The sequence below is a fragment of the Micromonospora sp. NPDC049903 genome, from assembly GCF_044460945.1.
Lineage (GTDB): Bacteria > Actinomycetota > Actinomycetes > Mycobacteriales > Micromonosporaceae > Micromonospora.
Genome location: NZ_JBITKL010000023.1, coordinates 1 through 18,335, shown reverse-complemented (window position 1 = coordinate 18,335; position 18,335 = coordinate 1). Strand labels below are relative to the sequence as shown.

Here is an 18,335-nt window from a genome sequence, read left to right as displayed (position 1 = left end):
GTAACAAGCCGACACGGATACGTACAGTAGAAAGAACATGCTACTTGCAATAGGCTCCACATACGACGGCATGACGGCCGGTCAGACCCCGGTGGTGACCGGCGGAGAGGTGGCACCCGCGATGGTGACCGGCCCGCCCGTGGAGGGCACCTGCCAGGTCTGGTGGGCCGAGGTCGGGTCACCGGACGACGAGCGCCTGCTCGCCCTGCTGTCCGCGCCCGAACGCGACCGGCACGCCGGGTTCACCGACCCGCACTCGCGCGCGACACACCTCACCGCCCGGGCGCTGACCCGGCTGGTGCTCGCCGGGATGCTCGACACCCCGGCCACCGGGTTGCGTTTCGAGGCGGTGTGCCGACAGTGCGGCGGTCCACACGGCAAGCCGGTGCTGCGCGTACCCGCCGCACCGGTGACGTTCTCCGTCGCGCACTCCGGGCGCTGGTGTGCGGTGGCGTTCGCCGGTCGCACCGAGGTCGGGGTGGACGTCGAACGGATCTCGGTACGCGGACGGGACCTCCCGTGGCGCGCCCTGTCCCCGGTCGAGCGCGCGGTGGTCGCGGCCACCGCCGACCGGGACCGCACGGCCGCCTTCATCCGCTACTGGACCAGGAAGGAGGCACTGGTCAAGGCGACCGGAGACGGCCTGACCGTCGACCCGGCCACGATCACGGTGTCCGCGCCGGACCAGCCGGCCCGGATGCTGCGCTGGACGGGCACATCCACCCCGGTCGCCCGACCGCACCTCGCCGACCTGGCCGCGCCCACCGGGTACGCCGCCGCACTAGCGAGCCTCGGCAGAACCCTTGTCGTGTCCACTCACGACGGCAATTCACTGCTCGACCCGATCCGCTCCGGTGTGGCGGGTTTCGCATCGACACACATTTCCAATAAGTTGCTGACCTAGCGCGACCGGGTGATCTCCTTCCGTGCCCGAGACCGGGGACGCACCCGCACCGTCACGTCCACCGAACCCCCCAGGAGAGGGATCTGATGTCTGACGACACTCGCACGTCGCCAGGAACCGACACCGACACGGTGTCGGCGCCTGCGCCGGCCGCGACGCCACCCGACGAGTTCGTACCACCGGTCACCGGTCGCAAGCGCACCCTCGCCCTGATCGTGGTGCTCACCGGGTTCGTGCTGGACCTGCTCGACATCACCATCGTCAACGTGGCGCTGCCGTCGATCCGGGACGGCATCAACGCCACCGCCTCCACCATGCAGTGGCTGGTGGCCGGCTACGCGCTCGCCTTCGCCTCGATGCTGATCATTTCCGGTCGGCTCGGCGACATCGTCGGCGTACGCCGGATGTTCCTGATCGGTGTCGCCGGCTTCACCTTCACCTCGTTGCTCGCCGGCATGGCCCAGTCGCCCGAGCAGCTCATCGTGCTGCGCTTCCTCCAGGGCGCGATGGGCGCGGTGATGGTGCCGCAGGTCTACACGCTGATCCAGTTGCTCTACGCCCCCAAGGAACGCGGCCGGGCGTTCGCCGCACTCAGCGCCGCGCTCGCCTTCGGTACGGTCGGCGGTCCACTGGTCGGCGCGCTGCTGACCACCGCTAACGTGGGCGGCCTCGGCTGGCGCATGATCTTCCTGGTCAACGTCCCGATCGGCATCGCGGCGTTCTTCGCCGCGCGGGCGCTGCTGCCCGAGTCCGAGCGCAACCGCGGGGAGCGGCTCGACGTGGTCGGCGCGACGCTGATCACGGCGGCGGTGATGCTGATCGTCTACCCGCTGGTGCAGGGTCGCGAGCACGGCTGGCCGCTGTGGACGTACGCCATGATGGTCGCCGGTCTGGTGGTGTTCGCGCTGTTCGTGCTGCACCAGCGCTCCCGCACCGAGTCGCCGCTGGTGCCGCTGTCGCTGTTCCGGCACCGCTCGTTCAGCTCCGGCCTGGTGGTGGTCTTCCTCTTCCAGGGCGCGGTGATGTCGTTCTTCCTGGTCATCACGATCTACGTGCAGATCGGCGTGGGCTACAGCATCCTGCGCGCCGGTCTGGCCGGGCTGCCCTGGGACATCGCGGTACCACTGCTCGGCTGGCTCTCCGCCCGCTGGATCACGCCGAAGCTCGGTCGGGTGGGCCTCCAGCTCGGGTTGGTGCTGCTGATCGCCAGCATGTTCTGGTTCATGTGGGTGATCGACAGCACCCCGCAGGTGACCATCTGGCAGTTGCTGGTGCCGATGTTCATCGGCGGTGCCGGCATGGGTATGACCTTCCCGCCGCTGATGGGGTACTCCCTGCACGACGTGCCCGGGCATCAGGCCGGATCGGCCTCCGGGGTGGTCAACGCCAACTACCAGATCGGCGTGACGCTGGGCATCGCCGCCTGCGGCACGCTCTTCTTCAGCCTGATCGCCGCCAACGCGCCCACCGCCACCGACGACGTGGGACCGCGTCTGCGCGCGGACCTGGTCGCCGTCGGTGTCGCCGAGGGCCAGGCCGAGCAGATCGGGCAACGCTTCCGGGACTGCGTGAGCACCCAGCTCGGCGCCGCCGACCCGACGCTGCCGCCGGCCGGTTGCGACAGCGCGACCGTGGCGGCCGGTGGCGGTGACCGGGCCGTCGAGGTGATCGAAGAGCGGTCGTTCGAGGCCAGCCAGATCAGCTTCCAACGGGCCATGGTCGGCACGCTCTGGTTCAGCGTGATCAGCTTCGCGCTGGCCCTGCTGGGTAGCTTCCTGCTGCCTCGCCGCTGATCAGGTTCGGCCGACACGAACGGCGGCCCCGGTACCTCCGTCGCGGAGGTACCGGGGCCGCGGTGTGTCGCGGGTCGGATCAGCCGAGCGCGGTCCGGTAGGTCGCGATGGTCCACACGTGGCCCTGCGGGTCCTGGCAGGTGAACTCGTACGAGTCGTGCGGCTTGCTCTCCGGCGCGAGCAGGATCTCGGCGCCACCGGCGACCGCCTTGGCGTGCAGCGCGTCCACCTCGGTGTCGGTCTCGACCCGGACGAACGTGCCGGCGGTGGCGGCACCGAGCGCCCGCGGCTCGCCGAGCCGCAGCCCGCCGTTGGCCGGGTTGATCATGATCAGACCGTGGTCACCGATCTTGAGTTCGGCGTGGTAGACGTTGCCCTGCCCGTCGTCGAAGACCCCGAGCGTGGTGAAGCCGAACGTGTTCACCAGCCATTCGATGGCCTTGGCCGGGTTCTCGTAGGCGATGTACGGGGCGATGGTGGGCGGCACGGAGGAATCGGCCATGGGTCACTCCTCGGAGTCGATACGGCGAGCCTGTCAGGACGAACAATCACTCTATGTGCTCTTTGCGTCCGGCGGACGACAAGAAGCCGACGTTCTGTCGTCGACGGTCAGTCGAGCTTCGGGGCGTAGCTGCCGAAACCCCACAGGTGGCCCTCCAGGTCGCGGACCACGTACTCCCGCGAGCCGTAGTCGGTGTCGGTGAGCGGCATGACCACCTCGGCGCCCGCCGCCACCGCCCGGTCGTGGTGGGCGTCGACGGCGTCACCGACGTAGACGTAGACGCCCTGGCTGGTCATCGGCAGATCCCGGGGGCTGGCCATGGGCAGGCTGGACGAGCCGGCCGGACCGAGTTGGAACGTCCCGATGCCCCACCGCAGCTCGGCGTGCACCACCTGACCCTCGCCACCGGTGGTCTTCTCCAGCAACGTGAACCCGAAGGCGGAGCAGAGCCAGTCGATGGCGGCACCCGGGTCCCGGTAGCGAAGGAAAGGGATCACCGGCGCGACCACATCGGACATGTGTGGATCCTCCTGATGTCGACAGACGACATCCACCCTACCCAGCCGCCTCCGGCCCAGACAGCCGACACACCCGGGTCAGCGCGGTCGTACCAGCAACGGTAGCTGCTCGTACGAGCGCAGGCTGGCGTGTCGGCGCCGGACCGGCGGCCCCGCCGGACCGAGGATCTCCACCGTCCGCACCAACCGCTCGAACACGATCACCGACATCAACCGGGCCATCGCGGTACCGAGACAGTGGTGCAACCCGCCGCCGAACCCGAGATGCGGGTTGGGGTCACGACCGACGTCCAGGCGCTCGGCGTCGGCGAACACGGTGGCGTCCCGGTTGGCGGCGCCGAGCAGCAGCAGGACGGTCCGACCCGCCCGGATCTTCACCCCCTCCACCTCCACCGGTTCGCGGGCCACCCGGATGACGTTCTGGATCGGCGCGTCGTACCGCAGGAACTCCTCCACCGCGGTGGGCACCAGGCCCGGGTCGGCGCGCAGCCGGCGCAGTTGGTCCGGGTGCGCGAGCAGCGCCGCCACGCCGTTGGAGACCAGGCCCATGGTGGTCTCGAAGCCGGCGTGGAACAGGAAGAGCATGTTGTCCACGAAGTCGGCCACGGACAGCCGGTCGGTGGCCGACTCCTCCCAGTACATCCCGGCCAGCGTCGGTCCGCCGGGCTCGTCGCGGCGGGTGGCGAGCAGCTCGCCGAGGTAGTCGTGCAGCCACGGCAGCGCGGCGTTGATGTCGTGCAGGTCGGCTGGGGTGAGGTTGGCCGCGTCGAAGACCTTGGCCAGTGAGATCACCCGGGTCAGCACCTCCGGCCGGTCCTCGGCCGGGATCCCGATCAGGTCGCACACCACCCCGACCGGCAGCGGCACCGCGAGGTCGGTCACCACGTCGAGGGTGCCGCGTTCCAGGGCGGGGTCGAGCAGCGCGTCGGCCGCCGCACCGATGTGTCCGGTCAGCCGGCGCGCCACCGGGGTACCGAGCGCCCGACCGATGAACCGCCGCAGTCGGGTGTGGTCCGGCGGGGTACGGGTCAGCACGATCCGGTCCAGGAACTCCGCGCCCGGCCCGTCGCCGAGGGTGATCCGCGTGTACTCCGGCGGCATCCGGCTCTCCAGCCGGCCCTCGCGCAGCAGCGTGGACACCAGGGAGTGCCCGGTGACCAGCCACTGACCCAGCTCGGCCCGGGACAGCGGGCCGCGTTCCCGCAGTTGCGCGTAGGCCGGGTACGGGTCGTCCTGGGTCGCCAGGAACGCCGCGGACAGGTGAGGACGCGCGGTCTCGGCTCGCATACAGAGCACTATCCGGGAGAGCCTGGCGGGCGGCAAGACCCTACATACATCTATCGACACAGTCGACAAGGTCCACGGGCTGTTCTAGGCTCGGTCCGTGGCTCAGTTCGTGCGTGAGGAACCCGCTTCCGTCGGTCAACGCCTCCTGGCCCTGATGGACCACTACCGGGGACGGGACAGCGCTCTCAACGAACAGGTGCTGTGGCGCCTGCGTGGTCCGTACGACCACGAGGCGATGACGCGGGCGGTGGCCGCCCTGACCGCCCGGCACGAGCCACTGCGGACCACGTACCCACGGGGTCGCCGGATGCGCCAGCAGATCCACGAGCCGCGCCCGGTGCCGGTGCCGGTGACCGACGTGTCGGCCGAGGCCGACCCGGCCGCCGCCGCCCGGGAGATCGTCGCCACCGAGGTGGCAGGCGGGGTCGACGCCTCGGTGTGGCCGCTGCGACCACGGGTGGTCCGGCTCGACCCGGAGCACCACCTGGTGGTGCTCACCCTGCACCACTACTGCTCCGACGACTACTCCAACGCGTTGCTCGCCCGCGACCTGCGGACGCTGTACGCGGCCGAGACCGGCGAGACGGTCGACCTGCCCGCCCCGCAGTGGCAGTACGCGCAGTGGGCCCGCTGGCAGGCCGAGCAGCTCTCCGGTGCGAACCTTCAGCGGCTCACCGACTACTGGACCGGCAAGCTGAGCGGCGCGCGCCTGGTGGAGCTGCCGGCCCGCAGACGGCGTCCGGTGCCCGAGGGCGAACCGCCGTGGATCTCGGTCGAGCACTACGTGGACGCCGAGACCACCGCCGCCCTGCGACAGCTCGCCCGTCGGCACCGCACCACGCTGTTCCCGGTCACGCTGGCGGTGTTCTACGCCCTGCTGTACGCCGAGACCGGCGCCGACGACCTCACCGTGGCCTCGCTGTTCGCCAACCGTGGGCAGCCGCAGGTACGCGACACGGTGGGCTTCTTCGCCAGCATGGTGTTGCTTCGGGAACGCTTCACGCCGGACACCACACTGAGCGAGCTGATCGCACAGGCCCGGACCACCGTGATGGACGCGATGCGGCACCAGGACCTGCCGCACCAGCTGCTCCCGCCGGACACCGTGGCGGGCGGCACCGGACGCACCGACGACGTGCTGTTCCAACTGCTCGGCAGCCTGATGACCCGGGCGGACATGGCCGGCGAGGAGCTCGACGACATGGAGGCCCAACTCGAACGGCGGCGCTTCGCGCTGGAGTTCGTCGTGGTGCCGCAGGGCGATCAGCTCTCCGCCCTGCTGTTGTGTTCGCGGGCGGAGTTCGACCCACTGTGGGCGGACACCTTCGTCCGCGACTATGTCACCCTGGTGCGACGCGCGGTCGCCGACGCCGACGTCCCGCTCGCCCGGCTGCGCGGCGCGCCGGTGACCTGAGCCCGCCGGCCCTCTCCGGGCCGGCACGACCCGGAGAGGGCCGAGATGATCACTGAGGACGAGGTCCGGCGGATCGCGCTGCGCCTGCCCGAGGCGCAGGCCAGCGCCCACTTCGACAACGCCGACCTGCGGGTCCGCAACAAGATCTTCGCCGCCTTCCCGGCCGGTGCGGGCACCGTCATGCTGCGGCTCGACCCGCAGGAGCAGGCCGCGCTGCTCGCCGAGGACCCGGCCACCTTCGGCGCCCCGGACAACCACTGGGGACGCCAGGGCTGGACCAGTGCCCGGCTGGACCGGGTCGATCCCGGGCAGCTGTCCGAGCTGCTCACCGAAGCCTGGCGACGGCGGGCGCCCCGACGTCTGGTGGCGGCGTTCGACGCGACGCGTCCGGGCGAGGGCGGTGTCGGGTAGTGGGCTCGCGCGGCCGACCGGAACAGGCGACATCCGACAACACAATTGATTGAACCCGCAATTATCGACGTCGCACGAATCGAGCTATTCCCCACCGACGTGACGCCGTCGACCACTTATGCAAATTGCAGATCTCGCCGCGCGGATAATCCGGTTAAGTCTTTCTGAATCGGACCGAAACGACACACATAAACTTTCGGACCGACCGACCCGCACCCCCGCAGATCCGGTCAGCCCCGATTGCGCCCGGCGAGTGGGCCGGGGCACCAGCGCACCACCCGCGCCTCCGCCACCGCCGGTCGCGACCTGCGCCGACGCACCAGGAACTGCAGGTGCAGCCGCAGCATGCGGCCGATCTGCTCGGACGCCACGCCGCGCCCGCTGCGCCGCCCCTCCAGCATCGCCCGCTCCGCCCCGCAGCGCACGACCACCGCGGCCCCCGCCGCGCTCGCACCGGCCGCGACGTCGACGAGCGAGGTGAAGCCCACCTCGTCCACGCCGGTGACGTCGGTCAGGTCCAGTTCCACCTGGTCGGGCAGCAGGTCACCGTGGTCCAACATGTACTCGGCGACGCGGGTGACGTACCCCGCCGTGCTCTGATCCACGCTGCCGCTGACGGAAATCGCTACGGCGGTTCGACTCACCCTCCGAGCCTTGACCATAGGCAACACAATTCCCCCCTCCTGCTGATCTCACACCATAGAACGCACTCGCGCGGCATGGGAATAACCGATCGGCTTCAATACTGGGACATCCGCGTGCTATCTCCGGCTGATGATTCTGATGGACCACAATGCACGTTACTTTCCGTGCCTACACAGGAAGATCTCCGGCCGCCCGACCCCGGTCCCGGGCACCGGACCGACGCCTCGTTGGTGAGCAGCGGCTACGACCTGGGGAACCGGACACCCGTCCCGTGCATGCGGCACGGCGGAGCCGATGCCCGTTCGGGCGCACCGGTCACCGCACGTGATCGCACCCGGACCGCCGGCCGAACATCCGACAAAAGTCGACGGAGCCCCTGACCGGCACGGATCGGACGTCCCGACCGGACCGACGGAGTGTGTGGTGTGTCGTCATCACTCTTGCCCGACGGCGGCAACCCGACAGACACTAGGCAGATGAGCGCACCGACCCTCGCACCCCGGTTCGACGCCCTGGACCCGAACGTCGTCGAGGACCCCTACCCCGAGTACGCCCGGCTGCGCGCCGCCGGCCCGCTGTGCCGGATCGGGCCGGGCAGTTGGGGTGTCACCCGCTTCGCCGACGTGGTGGCCCTGCAACACGACCCTCGACTGGGCAGCGAGTTCCCCGCCGGCTACCACGAGGTGTCCGTGGGCGACGGCCCCGCCAGTGCCTTCTTCCAGCGCATCATGCTCTACCGCGACCCGCCGGACCACGTCCGGCTGCGCCGGCTGATGAGCCGCGCGTTCAGCCCCGCAGTCGTCCGTCAACTGCGGTCCTACGTCGAGGAACTGGTCGACGAGATGCTCACGCCGGCCGTGGCGGCGGGCCGGATGGACCTGGTCCCCGAGCTGGCCTACCCGCTGCCGGTGCGGGTGGTCTGCCGGCTGATGGGCATTCCGCCGGAGTCCACCGACGACGTCCGTCGGCACGCGATGAACCTCGGTCGCGCCTTCACCGCCGTGGTCCCCGAGCACGCCCGCGCCGACGCCGACGTGGCCGTCCGCTGGCTGCGCGAGCACATCGGCGACCTGCTCGACCAGCGCCGCTCCCGCCGGGGCGACGACCTGCTCTCCCGGCTGCTCGACGTCGAGGAGTCCGGCGACAGCCTGAGCCACGACGAGATCGTGGACAACACCGTCTTCTCGTTCTTCGCCGGCTTCGAGACCACGGTGCACATGATCACCACCGGCACCGCCGCGCTGCTGGCCCACCCGGACCAGCTCGACCGGCTACGGGCCGACCCGGCCCTGGCGACCACCGCGGTCGACGAGTTCCTGCGCTGGGACGCCCCGATCCAGGGCACGGCCCGCTACGTGCACGAGCCGATCGAGATCGGCGGGCGCACGGTCCGCAAGGGACGGGTCCTGGTGCTCATGATCGGTTCGGCGAACCACGACGAGCGCCGGTTCACCCGGCCGGACCGGCTGGACGTGGGCCGCACCGACAACCCGCACCTCGCCTTCGGTGGCGGCGCCCACCTGTGCCTCGGTGCCTTCCTGGCCCGGATGGAGGGTGCCGTGGTGTTCGACCGGCTGGCCCGCCTCGCGGTGCTCGAACCGGACGGCCCGACCGTACGCGAACGCGACACGCCGTTCCGCGCGTACGCCTCGGTGCCGATCCGGCTCGGCTGACCGGCCCGCCGCAGCGGGCCGGTGCGTCCGAGGTCCCCTGCCGGCCGGCTCAGTCGGCCGGCAGGGCCTCGATCGCGGTCAGCGTGGGCGTACCGATGACCTGGGTCAGTCGCAGCCCGGCCCGCTCCAGCAACCGACCGGTCTCCTCGGCGCTGCGGTGCGCGCCACCGGTGAGCACCATCGCGTGCACGTCGAAGAGCTTCGCCATGTCGAAGGCGTCCCCGGGCGGGAGCACCGCCTCCAGCAGGACCAGCCGCGAGTCGGGTCGCATCGCGGCGCGCACGGTGCCGAGGATGCGCGCCGCGTCGTCGTCGTCGAAGCCCGGCAGCACGGTCTTGAGCAGGTAACCGTCCCCACCGGCGGGCACGGTGCCGAAGGCGTCGCCGGGCACCACCTCGCAGCGGTCGGCCACACCGGCCTCGGCCAGCACCTTCGGCGCGCCGGCCACCACGTGCGGCAGGTCGAACAGCACCCCGCGTACGCCGGGGAAGCGGGTGAGCAGACCGGCCAGGAACCCGCCGGTCCCGCCGCCGACGTCCACCAGCGTGCCGAACCGACGCCACGGGTACGCCCCGAGCACGGTCCGCAGGTGCAGGTGGTTGACGCTGCGCATCCAGTCGTCGACGCGGGCGCTCTCCTGCGGGTGGTCGGCGAGGTAGCTCCAGTAGTCCTGGCCGTGCACGTGCCCGAAGGCCGGTTCCCCGGTGCGCAGCGTGTGCCCGATCGCGGCCCAGGCCCGCACATCGGATTCGAGCAGCGTGAAACTGTCGCGCAGCGACATCGGGTGGTCGCCGCGCAACGGCTCGGCCAGCGGGGTGAGCGCGAAGGTGGCGTCGGCGACCTCGCTGAACACGCCCCGGGCGGCCAGCGCCCGCAGCAGGCGCAGCAGCGCCCCGGTATGCGCGCCGGCCGAGGCGGCCAGCTCCGACACCGGTCGCGGACCGTCGACCAGCAGGTCGGCGATGCGCAGGTCACAGGCGGCCCGCAGGGCGAACGGGGTGATCTGGTCCCCCAACTCGCCGAGCCGGACCACGGCGGTCAGGTCGAGATTGCGTCGGGTGGCCGTCATGCCAGTCTCCCCCTACGGATACGCAGCCGCTCACCGGCGAACTGCAACAGACCCAGCTTGTCCAGTCCGGTGCGGACCGGTTCGGTCATCAGGCCGATCTGCCCGAGCGCCACCGCGACCCGCGAGAACACCGCCTGCCGGTACTTGATCATCAGGTCGTGGTTGGTGGCGAAGGCGACGCCCTCGGCGCGGTTCACCTCCAGCCGCTCCCAGATGTCGTCGAGCAGGAACCGCCGACGGATCAGGGCCGCGGCGTCCAGGACCAGTTCCTCCCGCTCCGCCCGCTCGGCCGTGGTGAGCTGGTCGTAGAGCCCGGAGAGGGAGAGCACGCCGAAGGTGACGTGCCGGGCCTCGTCCCGGGCCACGAGATGGGTCAGCTCCTTGATCAGCGGATCATGGAAGCTGCTGTTGGAGAGCCGGAACGAGGCCATTGCGATCGCCTCGACCATGATCTGCATGCCGAGCGCGGTGACGTCCCAGCGCGAGTCGGACAGGATGTCGGTGAGCAGTTCCCGCAGCGGCTCGGAGACCGGGTACGGTTCGGGGATCTTCTCCCGCAGGTACCGGGAGAAGACCTCCACGTGCCGGGCCTCGTCCACGGCCTGGGTGGCGGCATAGAACTTGCTGTCCAGGTCCGGCACGGTCTCCACCAGCCGGGCCGCGACGATCATCGCGGCCTGCTCGCCGTGCAGGAACTGACTGACCATCCAGGACTGGAACTCCCACCGGAACGCGTCCCAGGCCCGGGGACCACGCGGCGCAAGCGGCGACTCGGCGAACGCGGCCATCGCGAAGGCGGAGTCGTCCGGCAGCGGTTCGCCGAACGGCACCGGCACCGACCAGTCGACGTCGGAGACCTTCCACTGGGCTTCCTTGGCCCGTTCGTAGAGCGCCACGAGCCGTGGATCGGAGGCTTCGTAGTCCCAGGTGAGTGTGGTGTCGACGCGGGCCGGCACAACAAAGCTCATACGACACAAGGTACCCAGAGACCTCACCGATGCCAATGCGGTGACGCTATGGTCCGTGCGTGGAGACACAACAGACACCAGCTTCCGTGGCCCAACGACTCCTCTGGATGATCAAGCACTACCGCACCGACTTCGGTGCGCTGAGCTGCCCGCTGCTGTGTCGGCTCACCGGTCGGGTCGACGCCGACGCGCTGGACGCCGCGTTGTCCGCCCTCACCGCCCGGCACGAGTCGCTGCGCACCACCTTCACCGGTCGGGGTGCGCGGCTGGCCCAGGTGGTGCACCCGCCGGCACCGGCCGCCGCCCGCCGGGTGGACCTGTCCGACCGGCCGGACCCGGCCGCCGCCCTCGACCAGGCGGTACGCGCCGAGCTGCGGACCGCGATCGACCCGACCGAGTGGCCGTCGCGCAGCACGCTGTGGCGGCTCGGGCCGGACGAGCACGTGCTCTGCCTGAACCTGCACCACCTGGTCACCGACGCCTGGTCCACCGGCATCCTCTTCCGGGACCTCGGCGTGCTCTACGCGCAGGCCCTCGGGGTGCCGGCGCGGCTGCCCGCCACCGGTTGGCAGTACTCGTCGTTCGTCCGCTGGCAGCAGGAGCTGCTCGACGGCGACGGGCTGCGCCGGCACCGGGAGTACTGGCGGCGGCAGCTGACCGGCAGCGAACTGCCGGCGGTGGGCACGACCGCGGTCGTCGATCCGCCGTCGGAGGGTCCGGCCACCTCGGACGTGGCGGTCGACCTGGACCGGGAGGCGGTGGCGCGGCTGCGCGCGCTGGCGCGTACCCAGCGGAGCACCCTGTTCGCGGTGCTGCTGGCGGTCTTCTATCACCACCTGCACCGCATCACCGGCCAGGACGACCTGGCGGTGGCCTCGATGTTCGCCAACCGGTCCCGTCCGGAGCTGCGGGAGACCGTCGGCCTGCTGGCCAACATGGTGCTGCTGCGGGCGAAGGTCGGGCAGGCCGAGACCTTCGCCGACCTGGTCGGGCAGGCGCATGGGGCGGCCATCGGCGCCTTCACCTATCAGGACCTGCCCTACCAGATGCTGCCGCTGGACGTGGTGCAGACCGGCGGCCGGCGCGCCGACGACGTGCTGTTCAACGTGATGGCCGAGGTGCAGCACCAGACGGTGTCGGCGGGCGTCGGCTTCGAGCTGCTGGTGCCGCCCGGGCTGGGCAGCCGGTTCCAGTTCGAGCTGGCGGTGGCCCCGGTCGGCACGGCGGACCTGCGTGCGGTCTTCTACCACAGCACCGCCGCGTACCCGCCCGCCGAGGCGCAGGCGTTCCTGACCGGCTACGCGGACCTGGCCGCCCGGCTGGCCGCCGAACCGACCGCACCGCTGCGGACCAGGCGCGGCGGCTGACGGCACCACGAACAAGCGCCACACAACACGACACTGGCGTCACACACTCTTGACACCGCATCCGGGTGCTGAGAGGCTTCGACCAGCCCTACCTGGTAGCGCGCAGGAAGCGGGGGTGCCTGTACCCGCCGGACGCGACCGCTCACACGACCACTGCTGTGACAGGAAGGTCCACATGCCACTTCACCTGCACTGGTTCCTCCCGTCCCACGGTGACGGCCGTGAGGTGGCGAAGACCCCGCAGGGCGCGCCCGTCGACCCGGCGGACAACGTCCGGCGCGCGCCGGACATCGACTACCTGGCGCAGGTGGCGATGGCCGCCGACCGGTTCGGTTTCACCGGCGCACTGGTGCCGACCGGGCTCTTCTGCGAGGACCCGTGGCTGGTGTCGGCCGCCCTGGCGGACCGGACCCGCCGGCTGCACTTCATGGTCGCGGTACGCCCCGGCTCGATGGCCCCGACGATCGCCGCGCAGATGGCCGCCACCCTGCAACGCCTCTCCGGCGGTCGGCTGCTGCTCAACGTGGTCACCGGCGGCGACCGCGACGAGCAGTTGCGCTACGGCGACTGGCTCGACCACGACCAGCGCTACGCCCGGGCCGAGGAGTTCCTCGACGTGTTCGGCCGCGCCTGGTCCGGCGGCACGTACGACTTCGAGGGCACCCACTACCGGGTCCGCGCCGGTCGGCTCACCCGGGGACACCCGGTCACCCCGCCGGTCTTCCTCGGCGGCTCCTCGGCCGCCGCGCACGACGTGGCCGCCCGGCACGCCGACGTCTACCTGGCCTGGGGCGAACCGCCCGAGCAACTCGCCGCCCTGGTGAAGAAGGTCCGGGACCGGGCCGACGCGCAGGGCCGCGAGCTGTCCTACGGCTCCCGGTTCCACGTGATCAGCCGGGACACCACCGAGGAGGCGTGGGACGTCGCGCACCGCCTGGTGGCCGGGATGCACCCGGACACCATCGCCGCAGCCCAGCGGCGCTTTGCGCGCACCGAGTCCGAGGGGCAACGCCGGATGGCCGCCCTGCACCAGGGCCGCACCGAGAGCCTCGAGGTCTATCCGAACGTGTGGGCCGGCTACGGGCTGGTCCGCCCGGGCGCCGGTGCCGCACTGGTCGGCAGCCACGTCGAGGTGGCCGACCGGATCGAGGAGTACCACGCCCTCGGACTGGACCATCTGATCCTCTCCGGCCAGCCGCATCTGGAGGAGGCGTACACCTTCGGCGAGGGTGTGCTGCCGATCCTCCGCAGGCGGGGACTGCTGGCCGAACCGGAAGGAGACCGGTGACCGACCTGCGGCAGCACGCGCCCGAGCGGATGATCCCACCGACGGATCCCCGGTCCGTACCGACCACCGTCCTGATCGGCAACCCGCGCCGGGGCTCGCGCACCCTCACCGTGGCCCGGCACGTGACCGGCGCTCTGCGTGACGGTCTGGCCGACCTCGGCGTACACCTCGGCGAGCCGCACCTGGTCGACCTGGCCGAGCTCGGCGCGGACCTGCCGTCCCGGCTGATCGCCGGCACCGCCGCCCACGCGCCCCTGGAACGGGTGGTCGCCCGGGTCCGCGGACCCGGCCTGCTGGTGGTGGTGAGCCCGACCTTCAAGGGCTCCTACACCGGCCTGCTGAAGCTCTTCCTCGACATGCTCCCCCGCGAGGGCCTGCGTCCGGGCACGGTCGCCGTACCGGTGACGACCGCCGGCTGGGCGCAGCACCGGTACGTCGCCGACGCCCAACTGCGGCCACTGCTGGTGGAGTTGGGCGCCGTGGTGCCGGTCCGCGGTCTGGCGGTGCTCGAGGAGGAGTTCGGCGACCTCGACGCGGCGGTCGCCGGATGGACCACGGCCGCGGTGCCGGTGCTCGCCGCCGTGCTGCGTAGTTGCCAGACCCCGTCTGTGGGACCGCACCGACCCGCGGAACCCGTTCCCGTCCATCAACCCGCACAGCTCCGGTGAGCCGGGCGATCCGGAAGGAAGTAGCGACCATGAGTGAGCAGACCCCGACGGTCGTGGGGCCGAAGCAGTCCGACGAGCAGATCCGCGCTCAGGTCCAGGCCATCGTGCTCGACCTGGCGCCCAACCCCGACGGCCTGCGTGGGGAGGAGACGGCCCTGGTCCAGGACCTCGGCTTCCACTCGCTGGCCCTGATGGAACTCGCCTTCGCGCTAGAGGACGAGTTCGACCTGGAACCGATCGACGAGAAGACGGCCCGGTCGATCACCTCCCTCGGCGCGGTGCAGGAGCACGTGCTGCGCCGGATCGCGGAGCGTGACGCCGGGGCCTGATCCTCGCAAACGGCAACGGCCGGCCACCCACAAGGTGGTCGGCCGTTTCGTCGTCCGGCCCGCCGCCCGCCGGGTACGACGCCGGCGGGCGGTGGGCCGGGACGGCGGCGGGCTCAGCCGATCAGCCGGTACAGCCGGTGGAAGCGGTCGTCGATGGGCAGTTGGGTGACCGCCACGAACCCGGCCTCGGTCGCGAGGTCCCGGACGACGTCCGGGCGCAGCACCGTGCCGGTGCCGGCCGAGGGCTGCTGACTGCGGCTCGCCGGTAGGCAGTGCAGCACGCTGGTGGCGTACTGGAAGCGTTCGATCTCGTCGGCCGGTGCGGCGAACCGCTCCGTCACCCGGGCGTCGAGCACCAGCACGCTGCCGCCGTCGGCGCACAGCCGCCGGCAGGCCCGCAGCACCTCCACCGGGCGCGCGATCTCGTGCAGCGCGTCGAAGAGGCAGACCAGGTCGTACGTGCCGGCCAGGTCGGGATCGGCGGCGTCCCGGGCGGCGAAGGAGACCCGGTCGCTCAACCCGGCGTCGGCGGCGTGCCCGGTGGCGTCCGCGATCACCTCGGGGTCGATGTCGTACCCGTCGACGGTGATCCCGGGGAAGGACCGGGCCAACCCGATGCCCGCCCAGCCCGCACCGCAGGCCACGTCCGCGACCCGGGCCGGGGTGCCGACCAGTCGGGTGTGGATGTCCGGGGCGTGCCGGCGCAGCCAGCCGGCCATCTGGTGGGTGAACATCGCCCGGTTCGCCCCGGCATGCCCCTCCCGCCAGTCGACGCCGTAGACCGCGTCGGCCACGCCGTCGCCGCTGCGGTACGCGTCGAGCAGCGCCGGCAGCGCCGCCGCGACCCCGCCCAGCGGCAGCACGGCCAACGCCGACATGGACAGCGGACTGTCCGAGACGGTCAGCACCTCGGCGTGCGCGGCGGGCAGCGTGAACACCCGCTCGTCGGCCGGGGCCGAGGCGTCGTCGACGGTCAGGACACCGGCCACCGCCTGCTGTTCCAGCCACTCGCGGGCGTACCGGGGGTCGACCCCGACCCGCGCGGCGATCTCACCCACCGTGCCGGGCCCCTTGGCCGCGAGGTCGTCGTAGAGCCCGAGACGGACACCGAGGTAGGTGGCGAGCAGTTCCTGGGTGGCCAGCAGCGAGGTCCACATCCGGACCGCGAAGACCCGAGCCTGCGGGTCGACGGGAGTCGTCATCGGTATCCCCTCCGGCGACACATGTGTGTGTTGTTTTCTCGACACACTCTATCCACGCGGGCGCGCCATGGACAGCACCCGGCGGCGGGAGATAGCGTCCGAACACGACACACCGAACACAGGAGGGGGCCGACGTGAACCCAACGCTGTCCCGGGTACGCGAGCTGGCGTCCCGCGTGGCGAAGCACGCCGAGGAGATCGAGCAGCGGCGCGGCCTCCCCGACGACCTCGTGGACGACCTCCGCACGGCCGGCTGCTTCCGGATGTTCGCCCCCGCCAGTCACGGCGGCGACCAGCTCGACCTGCCCGACGTGCTCGCCGTGCTGGAGGAACTCGCCCGTGCCGACGCGGCCACCTCGTGGACGGTGGGTCAGGTGGCGCTGTCGCACCTGATCGTGGGGTGTGGTCCGGCCGCCGCGCTGGACGAGGTCTTCGCCGACGGCGCGGACACCCTGGTCGCCGGTGCCGTGGCACCCAAGGGCCGGGCCCGTACCGGCGACGACGGCTGGCGGGTGACCGGCCGCTGGCCCTTCGTCACCGGGTGCCCCCGGGCCGCCTGGTTCTATCTGAACTGCGTGCTGGTGTCCGGTCGCAGCGTCCCGGTCGGCCCGGACGGCGCACCCGCCACCCGCATCCTGTTCGTCCCGGCCCGCGACGTTCGCGTCCTCGACACCTGGCAGGTGCTGGGCCTGCGCGGCACCGCCAGCCACGACGTGACGGTCGACGACGCGCGGGTGCCGGAGCATCTCGCGGTCTCTCCGCAGGACGATGACGCCGCGCACCGCATCGCACAGTCCAGCCTGATCATCGGCGCGGTGGCGGTCGGTCTGGCCGACGGCGCGCTGACCGACCTGGTGCGCCTGGCCGCCGACGGCAAACGTCCGGCGTTGAGCGCGCGGCGGCTCGCCGACTCGCCGGTCTTCCTCGACCGGCTGGGCGAGGCGCAGACCATGCACCGCGCGGCCCGGGCGCTGCTGTACGCGGAGGCGGCCGAGGCCACGACGGCACCCGACTCCGCGTCGCCGGGTGGCCGGGCCCGGCTGCGCGCGGCGGCGGCCCAGGTGACCGGCCTCTGCGCGCAGGTCGTCGACGCCACGTACACGCTGTCCGGCGGTACCGGGGTGTACGACACCTCGCCGTTGCAACGGCGGATGCGGGACATGCGTACCGCCACCCAGCACTTCGTGGCGGGTCGCGACTCGTACGCCACGTTGGGCGCGCTCGCGGTGGACGAGGAGACGTCCGCCGGGCCGCGCTGACCCGAGTCGTCGCGGGGCCGGCCGTGGACCGGCGCCGCTGAGAGCACATCGTCTGTGGAGGTTCCAATGAGTGAGTTGTTCTCGGTCGCCGGCAAGACGGCACTGGTCACCGGCGGCACCCAGGGCATCGGCCGGATGATCGCGGAGGGTTTCGTCGCCGCCGGTGTGCGGGTCTATCTGACCGCGCGGACCAAGTCCGACTGCGAGGACGTGGCCCAGGAGCTCTCGGCCGGCGGTGGGACGTGCGTGGCGATCCCCGCCGACCTCTCCGACGAGGCCGAGTGCGTCCGGCTGGCGCGGGAGATCGGCGAGCGGGAGTCCGCGCTGCACATCCTGGTGAACAACGCCGGCACCGCCTGGACCGCGCCGGTGGAGCAGTTCCCCGCCAACGCCTGGGACAGCGTGCTCGACCTGGGCCTGAAGGCGCCGCTGTTCCTGGTGCGGGAGCTGGCCGGACTGCTGCGGGCGGCGGGCACCGCCGAGGATCCGGCCCGCATCGTCAACATCGGCAGCGCGGACGCCCAGCGGGTGCCGGAGATGCCGACCTACTCGGCCGCCGCGGCCAAGGCGGCGATCCACCACATCACCCGGATGCTGGCGCACGACTTCGCGCCCACGGTGACCGCGAACGTGATCGCGCCGGGCAGCTTCCCGTCCCGGATGATGGCCGGCGTGCTGGAGGCGATGGGTGAGGAGATCGCCGCGGTGACGCCGTTGCAGCGCATCGGGCGGCCGGACGACATCGTCGGCACCGCCATCTACCTGTGCAGCCGCGCCGGGTCGTACGTGACCGGTGCGGTGGTCACGGTCGACGGCGGGCTCTCCACCGCCCGGACCGGATACGTGCCGGGCCGCTTCCTCACCGACGAGCAGTGACCGACCCGCCGGAGACCGCGCGGGGGGGGGGGGGGGGGGGCGGGCGCCCCCCCCCCCCCCCCCCCCCCCCCCCCCCCCCCCGGGGCGGGAGGGGTGGGGGGGGGGGCCCCCCCCCCCCCCCCCCGGGGCGCGGCTGGCGCCCCCCCCGCGGCCCCCCGGCGG

18 protein-coding genes are annotated in these 18,335 nt (G+C 71.8%); 11 read left to right on the top strand and 7 right to left on the bottom strand.

Annotated features, from left to right (window positions below; translation table 11 throughout):
- The first annotated feature begins 70 nt into the window (after positions 1–70).
- Together ACIBO1_RS26095 and ACIBO1_RS26090 are read left to right on the top strand one after the other, a co-directional pair.
- Positions 71–904: a 4'-phosphopantetheinyl transferase family protein gene (locus ACIBO1_RS26095; RefSeq protein ID WP_396750963.1), complete on the top strand. Its 834-nt coding sequence runs from the start codon at positions 71–73 to the stop codon at positions 902–904.
- An 86-nt stretch (positions 905–990) separates the two neighbouring features.
- Positions 991–2,697, top strand: a complete 1,707-nt coding sequence (locus tag ACIBO1_RS26090) for an MFS transporter (RefSeq protein WP_396750961.1) — start codon at positions 991–993, stop codon at positions 2,695–2,697.
- 79 nt (positions 2,698–2,776) lie between these two features.
- On the opposite strand, the gene ACIBO1_RS26085 is transcribed toward ACIBO1_RS26090, so the two are convergent.
- From ACIBO1_RS26085 to ACIBO1_RS26075, 3 genes are all read right to left on the bottom strand, one after another.
- Complete coding sequence (locus ACIBO1_RS26085; RefSeq protein ID WP_396750959.1) at positions 2,777–3,199, bottom strand: VOC family protein; 423 nt, start codon at positions 3,197–3,199, stop codon at positions 2,777–2,779.
- 107 nt (positions 3,200–3,306) lie between these two features.
- A complete protein-coding gene (locus ACIBO1_RS26080) occupies positions 3,307–3,717 on the bottom strand; it encodes a VOC family protein (RefSeq protein WP_350694674.1) in 411 nt (136 codons plus the stop codon).
- Between the two features lie 78 nt (positions 3,718–3,795).
- Complete coding sequence (locus tag ACIBO1_RS26075; protein ID WP_396750957.1) at positions 3,796–5,004, bottom strand: cytochrome P450; 1,209 nt, start codon at positions 5,002–5,004, stop codon at positions 3,796–3,798.
- Positions 5,005–5,158: 154 nt separating this feature from the next.
- On the opposite strand from ACIBO1_RS26075, the gene ACIBO1_RS26070 reads away from it, so the two are divergent.
- Together ACIBO1_RS26070 and ACIBO1_RS26065 are read left to right on the top strand one after the other, a co-directional pair.
- Positions 5,159–6,418 (top strand): condensation domain-containing protein, encoded by a 1,260-nt coding sequence (locus ACIBO1_RS26070; protein ID WP_396751041.1) that lies wholly within the window; start codon positions 5,159–5,161, stop codon positions 6,416–6,418.
- Positions 6,419–6,463: 45 nt separating this feature from the next.
- Positions 6,464–6,829 (top strand): MmcQ/YjbR family DNA-binding protein, encoded by a 366-nt coding sequence (locus ACIBO1_RS26065; protein ID WP_396750955.1) that lies wholly within the window; start codon positions 6,464–6,466, stop codon positions 6,827–6,829.
- Between the two features lie 230 nt (positions 6,830–7,059).
- Here the strand turns inward: ACIBO1_RS26065 and ACIBO1_RS26060 are convergent, their stop codons facing one another.
- The gene (locus ACIBO1_RS26060) at positions 7,060–7,434 is read right to left on the bottom strand and encodes a hypothetical protein (RefSeq protein ID WP_396750953.1); all 375 of its coding nucleotides are present in this window, start codon (positions 7,432–7,434) and stop codon (positions 7,060–7,062) included.
- Between the two features lie 516 nt (positions 7,435–7,950).
- Here ACIBO1_RS26060 and ACIBO1_RS26055 point away from each other — a divergent pair.
- Positions 7,951–9,147 carry a cytochrome P450 gene (locus ACIBO1_RS26055; RefSeq protein ID WP_396750951.1) on the top strand — a complete coding sequence of 399 codons (1,197 nt, stop codon included), beginning with the start codon at positions 7,951–7,953 and terminating at the stop codon, positions 9,145–9,147.
- A gap of 49 nt (positions 9,148–9,196) precedes the next feature.
- Here ACIBO1_RS26055 and ACIBO1_RS26050 read toward each other — a convergent pair whose 3' ends face one another.
- Together ACIBO1_RS26050 and ACIBO1_RS26045 are read right to left on the bottom strand one after the other, a co-directional pair.
- Positions 9,197–10,216, bottom strand: coding sequence for a methyltransferase (locus ACIBO1_RS26050; protein ID WP_396750949.1), 1,020 nt, complete (start codon positions 10,214–10,216; stop codon positions 9,197–9,199).
- Complete coding sequence (locus tag ACIBO1_RS26045) at positions 10,213–11,184, bottom strand: ferritin-like domain-containing protein (RefSeq protein ID WP_396750947.1); 972 nt, start codon at positions 11,182–11,184, stop codon at positions 10,213–10,215. Before ACIBO1_RS26045 ends, ACIBO1_RS26050 begins: the two co-directional genes overlap by 4 nt.
- A gap of 59 nt (positions 11,185–11,243) precedes the next feature.
- Here ACIBO1_RS26045 and ACIBO1_RS26040 point away from each other — a divergent pair, with 59 nt between their 5' ends.
- The 4 genes from ACIBO1_RS26040 (at position 11,244) to ACIBO1_RS26025 (ending at position 14,836) form a co-directional block, all read left to right on the top strand.
- The gene (locus ACIBO1_RS26040) at positions 11,244–12,551 is read left to right on the top strand and encodes a condensation domain-containing protein (protein ID WP_396750945.1); all 1,308 of its coding nucleotides are present in this window, start codon (positions 11,244–11,246) and stop codon (positions 12,549–12,551) included.
- Between the two features lie 175 nt (positions 12,552–12,726).
- The gene (locus tag ACIBO1_RS26035) at positions 12,727–13,839 is read left to right on the top strand and encodes an LLM class flavin-dependent oxidoreductase (RefSeq protein WP_396750943.1); all 1,113 of its coding nucleotides are present in this window, start codon (positions 12,727–12,729) and stop codon (positions 13,837–13,839) included.
- Entirely contained in the window at positions 13,836–14,507 is a 672-nt protein-coding gene (locus ACIBO1_RS26030; protein WP_396750941.1) for an NADPH-dependent FMN reductase, read from the top strand. Before ACIBO1_RS26035 ends, ACIBO1_RS26030 begins: the two co-directional genes overlap by 4 nt.
- Before the next feature lie 29 nt (positions 14,508–14,536).
- The gene (locus ACIBO1_RS26025) at positions 14,537–14,836 is read left to right on the top strand and encodes an acyl carrier protein (RefSeq protein ID WP_131057237.1); all 300 of its coding nucleotides are present in this window, start codon (positions 14,537–14,539) and stop codon (positions 14,834–14,836) included.
- A 113-nt stretch (positions 14,837–14,949) separates the two neighbouring features.
- Here ACIBO1_RS26025 and ACIBO1_RS26020 read toward each other — a convergent pair whose 3' ends face one another.
- Positions 14,950–16,038, bottom strand: a complete 1,089-nt coding sequence (locus tag ACIBO1_RS26020; RefSeq protein WP_396750939.1) for a class I SAM-dependent methyltransferase — start codon at positions 16,036–16,038, stop codon at positions 14,950–14,952.
- Between the two features lie 134 nt (positions 16,039–16,172).
- Here ACIBO1_RS26020 and ACIBO1_RS26015 point away from each other — a divergent pair, with 134 nt between their 5' ends.
- Together ACIBO1_RS26015 and ACIBO1_RS26010 are read left to right on the top strand one after the other, a co-directional pair.
- Entirely contained in the window at positions 16,173–17,297 is a 1,125-nt protein-coding gene (locus tag ACIBO1_RS26015) for an acyl-CoA dehydrogenase family protein (RefSeq protein WP_396750937.1), read from the top strand.
- A 66-nt stretch (positions 17,298–17,363) separates the two neighbouring features.
- Complete coding sequence (locus ACIBO1_RS26010) at positions 17,364–18,173, top strand: SDR family oxidoreductase (protein WP_396750935.1); 810 nt, start codon at positions 17,364–17,366, stop codon at positions 18,171–18,173.
- Positions 18,174–18,335 lie beyond the last annotated feature (162 nt).